Raw genomic sequence first — 7,801 nt, 5'->3', positions numbered from 1 at the left:
GAGGGGTAGAGCGGAGCGCAGCTCCGCGCGGCTGCTGCGCAGCCGCACCCCCTCACCCAGCTCCGACTAAGACCTTGCTTCGCAAGGCCTAAGTCTGCGCAACCCTCTCCCCCTTGCAGGGGGCGAGGGAGAATAGAAGCTGAATGTCGATACGTCCTAGACCCTCATCAGCGCGGCTTGCGGAAGCGGTAGACGAACTGGTCGGTCTTGCCCTGGATCGACGGATCGAACACGATCGCGGTGTGCGGATCGGCGGGGTTGGCGAGCAGCGGCAGGCTCCCGTCGAACTTGAAGCCGGCGCTCTCGATCTCCGCGCGGGCGGCGGCAGGATCGATGCGGTGGAGCTTGTCGGGCACCGCGAAGCCGGGATCCGTCGCGGCGACGTGGTCGACCACCAGCAGCACGCCGCCGGGCTTGAGATCGTCGTAGAGGCGCTTGGCCATCGACGCGGCGAAGCCGGGGGGCGACTGCTTCAGGTGGAGATCGTGCCAGTTCTGCACGGTGACGATCGCGTCGAGCGGTTCGGCGAATTTCACGGTGCCGAGCGAATCGCTGAGCGGCGTGACATTGGCATAGCCGGCCACGGCGGCCTTCTGCTCGTCGGCATAGGCTGCGCGGAAGGCGATGAACTCGGCGGGCTGATAGGCGTAGACGCGCCCCTTGTCGCCGACGGTCTTGGCGAGGATGCGCGTGAAATAGCCGCCGCCCATGATGAAGTCGGCGACCTTGTCGCCCGGCTTGATGCCGGCAAAGGCGAGCAGTTCGCCGGGATGGCGCGCGGCGTCGCGCTCCTTGTCGGCGGCGGGACGGCCGGGATCGGCGAGCGCGGCCTGGATGGAGGCGGGGACGGTCTGCGCCGAAGCGGCGAGGGGCGCGGCGAGCGCGAGCAGCGCGGTGGCGACGAGCAGTTTCATGGCGACTCTCCCACGGTGTTTGAGCCTACTATGACACGTTAATGTGACCGTTCAAGTTGCCCGGAGTCGCGGGCGCGCCTAAATCGAGGCCGCGCATGTCCGACCCCAATTCCCCCAACCGGTTCAACGAGGAAAAGGCCACCTATGCCGTGCGCGGCGAAGGGGCTCCCGATCTCGACGCGGGTGTCGCGGCGATCCGCAACGTGCTCAAGACGCTGCCCGCGCGCCCCGGCGTGTACCGGATGCAGGATGCGCGCGGCGACGTGCTCTATGTCGGCAAGGCCCGCGCGCTCAAGAATCGGGTGACCAACTATACCCAGGTCATGCGGCTGTCGAAGCGGCTCCAGCGGATGGTGGCGCAGACGCGGTCGATGACGATCGTCACCACCAACAACGAGGCCGAGGCGCTGCTGCTCGAGGCGCAGCTGATCAAGCGCTACCGGCCGCCCTACAACGTGCTGCTGCGCGACGATAAGAGCTTCCCCTTCATCCTGCTGCGCCAGGATCATGAATTCGCGCGCGTCCAGCTCCATCGCGGGGCGCGGCGCTACAAGGGCGATTATTTCGGGCCGTTCGCGGGGGCGGGGCAGGTGCGCAAGACGCTCAACGCCTTGCAGAAACTGTTCCTGCTGCGCAGCTGCACCGACGGCTTTTTTGCCACTCGGGATCGCCCGTGCCTGCTCTACCAGATCCGCCGCTGCTCGGCGCCGTGCGTGGGGCGGATCGACGAAGCGGGCTATGCCGAACTGGTCGGCGACGCGCGCGACTTCCTCCAGGGCAAGTCGACCAAGGTGCAGGCCAAGCTCGGCGAGCAGATGCAGGCGGCGGCGGCCAATCTCGATTTCGAGCTGGCGGCGATCCTGCGCGACCGGCTGAAGGCGCTCACCTTCATCCAGGGCAGCCAGGCGATCAACGCCGAGGGGGTGGGCGACGCCGACATCTTCGCGCTGGCGTGCAAGCAGGGGGTGATGGGCATCCAGGCCTTCTTCATCCGCGGCGGGCAGAATTGGGGGCATCGCAGCTTCTTCCCCGCGCACACCGCCGAGGTGCCCGAGGACGAAGTGCTCAGCCAGTTCCTGATGCAGTTCTACGAGGAAGTGCCGCCGCCCAAGACGATCTTCGTCGACCGCAATCTCGAGGAGGCAAAATTGCTCTCGGAGGCGCTGGCCGAGCGTGCGGGGCACAAGGTAGCGCTGGGCGTGCCGCAGCGCGGGCCGCGCCGCCGGCTGCTCGAACAGGCGCAGCGCAACGCAGTGGAGGCGCTCGACCGGCGGATGGCGGAGAGCACGACCCAGGCACGGCTGCTCGCCGAGGTCGCCGACATCTTCGAATTGCCCGAGCCGCCCGAGCGGATCGAGATCTACGACAACAGCCATATCCAGGGCACCAATGCGCTGGGCGCGATGGTCGTCGCGGGGCCCGAGGGGTTCCGCAAGAACCAGTATCGGAAATTCAACATCAAGCGCGCCGAGACCGTACCGGGCGACGATTTCGCGATGATGCGCGAAGTGTTCGGTCGCCGCTTCGCGCGTGCGCAGGACGAGGATCCCGATCGCCAGGGCGGCACCTGGCCCGATCTGGTGCTGATCGACGGCGGGCGCGGGCAGCTCAACGCGGCCAGGGGCGTGCTCGAGGACCTGGGCATCGAGGACGTCTGCCTGGTCGGCGTGGCCAAGGGCCCGCACCATGGCCGCGACGGGCGCGAGGTCTTCCACCTGATGGACGGGCGCGAGCTGACCTTGCCGGTCAATTCGCCGGTGCTCTTCTACCTCCAGCGGTTGCGTGACGAAGTGCACCGCTTCGCGATCGGCGCACATCGCGAGAAGCGCGCCAAGGCGATCGGCGCTAGCCCGCTCGACGAAGTCCCCGGCATCGGCCCGGCGCGCAAGAAGGCGCTGCTGATGCACTTCGGCACCGCGCGGGCGGTGCGCGGGGCGAGCCTGGAGGACCTGCGCAAGGCGCCGGGCGTGTCGGCGGCGGTGGCGCAGCAGGTCTACGACTTCTATCATTCGCGCTGAGGGCGGCCTCGGCGCTTTCTGCACTGGATTTGCACCGAAATCTCGCCTGAACCACTCTTGAGTGGCTCGGGAAACGCGTTAGGGTCGTCCGCAATCAAGCGGGGGCTTTCATGTTGCGGGAAATGAGTGTTGCGGTGGCGTTGGCGTGCGTCCCGGCTTTGGCATGGGCCGGCGACAAGCCGCTTTACCAGCCGGCGCCCGCCTGGGTGAAGCCCGCGCCGCCGATCGACGTCTCGAAGCTCGGCGACGCGGATCCCATCCTGCTGGTGATGGACCAGCAGCAGCGCTTCGAGAAGGGGCAGGTCTGGGTCTATGCCGACATGGCGATGCGCATCGCCTCGCCCCAGGTCCTGACGCAGGCCGGCACGATCCCGCTGCCCTGGGATCCCGCCAAGGGCGACCTGACGATCCACCGCATCGAGATCATCCGCGGCGCCGAGCGTATCGACGCGCTGGCCGGCGGCAAGGGCCTGAACGTCCTCCAGCGCGAGCAGCAGCTCGAACGGGCGACGTTGAACGGGATGCTCACCGCCACCTTGCCCGTCGAAGGGCTGCGCGTGGGCGACGTGCTGCGCGTCAGCTTCTCGGTGACGCGCAAGGATCCGGCGCTGCACGGCCATGTGCAATCGGCGGCAGGGCTGCTGCCCGCGCCGATGCGGCTGCAGTTCGGCCGGGCGCGGCTGCTCTGGCCCAAGGGGATGGACCTGCGCTGGCGCGCCTATAGCAAGCTCCCCGACGTCCGGCCGGTGACGACTCCGGACGGCTATAACGAACTGCTGATCGAGATGCCGATCGCCAAGCCGGCCGAGCTGCCGGGCGATGCCCCGCTGCGCTTCCGTCCGGTGACGATGCTCGACGCGACCGACTATGCCGACTGGGCCGATCTGTCGCGCGACATGGCGGCGCATTATCGCACCGAGGGCAGCATCGCGCCCGACGGGCCGATCGCGGCCGAAGTCGCGCGGATCGCGGCGGCCACCACCGACCCGCGCCGGCGCGCGGCGATGGCGCTCCAGACCGTGCAGGACAAGATCCGCTATCTCTTCAAGGGCATGGATAACGGCGACTATGTGCCGCAATCGCCCGCGCAGACCTGGTCGGCGCGCTATGGCGACTGCAAGGCCAAGACGCTGCTGCTGCTCGCGATGCTCCGTGCGCTGGGGGTCGAGGCCGAGGCGGTGGTGGTCAGCACCGATCTGGGCGACCTGCTCCCGCAGCGCCTGCCCATGCCCGGCGCCTTCAACCATGTGATCGTCCACGCCAGGATCGCCGGCGAATCGCTGTGGCTGGACGGTACCGGCGGCGGCGCGCGTCTCGAGGACCTCGGCGACGTGCCGCCCTTCCGCCATGCACTTCCGCTTCGGGAAGCAGGCGCGGGGCTGATCGACATGCCGATGCGGCCCAATGCCCGGCCGATGACCGACGCCGAGATCGAGCTGGACGGCCGCGCCGGCATCCATTTCCCGATGCCCTATACCGTGCGCGTGACGGTGCGGGGGGCAGGCGCCGAGGCGCTCCGCGTCGTGAGCGCCCAGACGGGCAAGGACGAACTCGACGAAGGCATCGACAATATCGTCAACGGATTCCTGAACGCGCCCGAGACCGTCGAGCGCAGCTTCAAATATGACGAGGCCAGCGCCACCGCGGTGGTGACCGCTTCGGGCATCACCTATCCGGAATGGTCGAAGGAGAATGGCCGCTACCGGGTCGGGCTGGACAATGCCGTTTCCAATATCGAGTTCTCGCCCGATCGGGCGCGCCCGGCATGGCGCGAGATCCCGGTCAGCAGCGGCGGCTATGCCGATACGCGCGTGCGCACGCGGATCCGCCTGCCCGACGGCGGCGCGGGCTTCGAGGTCGAGGGCGATCGCACGCTGCCGGCCATGCTGGCGGGGGTGGCGCTCAAGCGCGAGGTGAAGCTGGAAGGGGGCTGGCTGACGGCGGATGACCGCACCACCACCGGCATCGCCGAAGTCCTGCCGGCCGATATCCCCGCGACGCGCGCGCAGGTGACGCAGGCCAAGGGGCGGCTGCTCAAGGCGCTCGCGCCCAAGGATCATCCGCCGCTCTTCCGGCATTTGGAGGCGGCGCGGCGCGGCAAGACGCTCGATCCGATCCTGGCGGTCTATGCGAAGCAGATCGCGCTGAAGCCCGACGAGGCGGAGAGCTATTCCGATCGGGCCTGGTTCCTCGACCGCATCTACGATCGCAAGGGCGCCATCGCGGACCTGACCAAGGCGATCGAGCTCGAGCCGACCGCCGATCGCTATCTGTGGCGCTCGCGGCTCTATTCGGCGCTGAAGGACGACAGCCGCGCCATGGCCGATGCGCGCGCGGCGCTGGAGATCGATCCGGGTTCGGCTTCGGCGGTCGGAAGCGTGGCGAGCCTGCTCGCCGAGCAGGGCAAGCGCGACGAGGGGCTGGCGATGCTCGCCGAGCGCGCCGACCAGGGCGGCGACGACAGGAACAGCTATCTGAACGGGCAGGCGACATTGCTCGCTGACGACGGACGCGTGGACGAGGGCATCGCGCTGCTCGACAAGGTGATCGCCGCCACGCCGGGCAAGTCCGATCTGCTCAATTCGCGGTGCTGGCTGAAGGCGACCGGCAATCTCGCGCTCGACAGCGCGCTGAAGGACTGCACCAAGGCGATCGAGCTGAGCGAGCAGCCGGCGTCGATCCTCGACAGCCGCGGCCTCGTCTATTTCCGGCTCGGCCGCATGGAGGATGCCCTGGCGGATTTCGACGCGGCGCTGGAGCAGGTGCCCGACATGGCCGCCAGCCTCTACATGCGCGGCCTCATCCGCAAGCGGACCGGCGCCGAGGGCGGTGATGCCGATCTCGCCGCCGCGCGGATGATCGCGCCGCGGATCGACGAGGACTATAAGCGCTATGGGATCAAGCCGTAGCGCGGTTGGGAGTTTCTTCACTCCGCGCCGCTAGGGGAGGGAGCATGCCGACCCGCGTCTTCCTGACCGTCGATACCGAGCTGATGTGGCGCCACCACACCGCCGGGCACGACGCCGAGACCATTGTCCAGCGCTCGTTGGAGCCGGCGGGCGTGGGGATAGGCTGGCAGCTGGCGCAGCTGGCGGCGCACGGGCTGAAGGCGTGCTTCTTCGTCGATCCGATGCCGGCGCTCGTCTATGGGCTCGATCCGATCCGGCGCGTGGTGGGATCGATCCTCGAGGCGGGGCAGGAAGTGCAGCTGCACCTCCATCCCAACTGGACAGGCGCGCATGCCGGCGACAGGGGGGCGACCTACGGGCCCTTCGAGCTGATCGACTATAGCCTGGCCGAACAGGTCGAGCTGATCGCGGGCGCCGCGGACATGCTGACGGCGGCGGGCGCGCCCGATCCGATCGCGTTCCGATCGGGATCCTATTCGGCGAGCGACGACACGCTCGCGGCGCTCGCGCAGCTCGAATTCACCTATGATTCGAGCCATAACGGCTCCGAGCATCCCTGGCCGAGCGCGATCAGCCTCGCGCCGCGCCAGATCGCGCCGATCGCGCATCGCGGCGTGATCGAAGTGCCGGTGACTTTGATCGAGGACCAGAGGGGGCATCTGCGCCACTTCCAGATCTGCGCGCTCTCGGCTGCCGAGATGAAGGCGGCGCTCGATCACGCCGTGCGCGCGGAGCACGCCGCGGTGACGGTGGTGAGCCACGGCTTCGAGCTCGCCAACCGCGCGGGCACCCGCGCCAATGCCGTGCATGTCCGCCGCTTCGAGGCGCTTTGCCGGATGCTCGCGGAACGGCGGGAAGTGCTGGAGACCGCGCATTTCGGCGACCGGCCGGCACTGGCGCTGGGGCGGGACGATGCGCCGCTCGGGCCCAGCATGCTGCGCACGCGGCTGCGCCAGGCCGAGCAGCTCTGGTCGAACTGGGTCGAGGAGCGCGCGGCGTGAACGCGATGCGTGACGTGGCGGCCGAGGCGCAGCCGGTGCGGCTCAAGTTCGAGATCGGCGCGCGGACGCTGCTGGCGGTGCGGCGGTCGCTGGTCCGCGTGCCGCTGACGCTCGCCGAGGCGCGGCGCGGCGCGGTGCCCGCGCTGCCGCCGCTCGATCGCGCCGCGGACGGCTATTCGGTGACGTCGCTGCCCGAGGACCGGATGGCTGCGCTCGCCGCCGCGGCGGGGGGCATGCTGCCCTTCGTGCGCCAGCGCTACACGCGCTATCATCTCGATTTCGTCGGGGGCTTCGATGCGTGGCTCGCCGGCCTGTCGTCGAACGCGCGGCAGGGGCTCAAGCGCAAGGCGAAGAGGATCGCGGGCGCCTCGGGCGGGCAGCTCGACGTGCGGCGCTTCCGGACGGCTGAGGAACTGGCGGCGTTCCACTCGGAGGCGCGGGCGATCTCGGCAACGACCTATCAGGAGCGGCTGCTGGGGTCGGGACTTCCCAACGGCGCCGAGTTCCTCGAAGTGATGCGGGCGCTCGCCGCGGCCGACCAGGTGCGTGCCTGGCTGCTCTACATCGCGGGGGAGCCGGCGGCCTATCTCTATTGCCCGATCCAGGGCGAGACGGTGATCTACGCCCATGTCGGGCACGATCCCCGGTTCAACGACTGGTCGCCCGGCGCGGTGCTCCAACTCGAGGCGATGCAGGACCTGTTCGGGGAAGGGCGCTTCGCCGCGTTCGACTTCACCGAGGGAGAGGGCCAGCACAAGCGCCAGTTCGCCACCGGCGGGGTGGCGTGCGTCGACCTGCTGCTGCTGCGGCCGACGCTGGGGAATCGGGCGGTGATGGCGGCGCTGGGCGGGTTCAACGGCGCGGTGGCTGTGGTGAAGCGGGCCGTGCAGGGTGCGGGGCTTTCGGGTTTCGCGAAGCGGCTGCGGCGGGGGTGAACTAAATCCTCCCCGGAACGGGGA

General features: G+C 69.1%; 5 protein-coding genes. 4 read left to right on the top strand and 1 reads right to left on the bottom strand.

The features are described 5' to 3' along the window. Window positions 1–167: 167 nt before the first annotated feature. Window positions 168–914, bottom strand: a complete 747-nt coding sequence (locus MT490_RS04305) for a methyltransferase (RefSeq protein WP_297384587.1) — start codon at window positions 912–914, stop codon at window positions 168–170. Between the two features lie 95 nt (window positions 915–1,009). Between MT490_RS04305 and uvrC the strand changes: the two genes are divergently transcribed. The 4 genes from uvrC (at window position 1,010) to MT490_RS04285 (ending at window position 7,777) form a co-directional block, all read left to right on the top strand. Beyond that, window positions 1,010–2,932, top strand: a complete 1,923-nt coding sequence (gene uvrC, locus MT490_RS04300) for an excinuclease ABC subunit UvrC (RefSeq protein ID WP_297384585.1) — start codon at window positions 1,010–1,012, stop codon at window positions 2,930–2,932. 134 nt (window positions 2,933–3,066) lie between these two features. Further along, window positions 3,067–5,841 (top strand): DUF3857 domain-containing protein, encoded by a 2,775-nt coding sequence (locus MT490_RS04295; protein WP_297384583.1) that lies wholly within the window; start codon window positions 3,067–3,069, stop codon window positions 5,839–5,841. 44 nt (window positions 5,842–5,885) lie between these two features. Beyond that, window positions 5,886–6,842, top strand: a complete 957-nt coding sequence (locus MT490_RS04290) for a polysaccharide deacetylase (RefSeq protein WP_297384581.1) — start codon at window positions 5,886–5,888, stop codon at window positions 6,840–6,842. A 5-nt stretch (window positions 6,843–6,847) separates the two neighbouring features. Next, window positions 6,848–7,777 carry a GNAT family N-acetyltransferase gene (locus MT490_RS04285; RefSeq protein ID WP_297384599.1) on the top strand — a complete coding sequence of 310 codons (930 nt, stop codon included), beginning with the start codon at window positions 6,848–6,850 and terminating at the stop codon, window positions 7,775–7,777. Window positions 7,778–7,801: the final 24 nt, after the last annotated feature.

It is taken from the genome of Sphingomonas sp. (genome assembly GCF_026460985.1).
In the GTDB taxonomy this organism is placed as follows: domain Bacteria; phylum Pseudomonadota; class Alphaproteobacteria; order Sphingomonadales; family Sphingomonadaceae; genus Sphingomonas.
This window is presented reverse-complemented; position numbering and strand designations above follow the sequence as displayed.

Coding starts and splice junctions, on each gene's coding strand:
- MT490_RS04305 (WP_297384587.1), bottom strand. CDS start 914: ATGAAACTGCTCGTCGCCACCGCGCTGCTCGCGCTCGCCGCGCCCCTC.
- uvrC (WP_297384585.1), top strand. CDS start 1,010: ATGTCCGACCCCAATTCCCCCAACCGGTTCAACGAGGAAAAGGCCACC.
- MT490_RS04290 (WP_297384581.1), top strand. CDS start 5,886: ATGCCGACCCGCGTCTTCCTGACCGTCGATACCGAGCTGATGTGGCGC.
- MT490_RS04285 (WP_297384599.1), top strand. CDS start 6,848: ATGCGTGACGTGGCGGCCGAGGCGCAGCCGGTGCGGCTCAAGTTCGAG.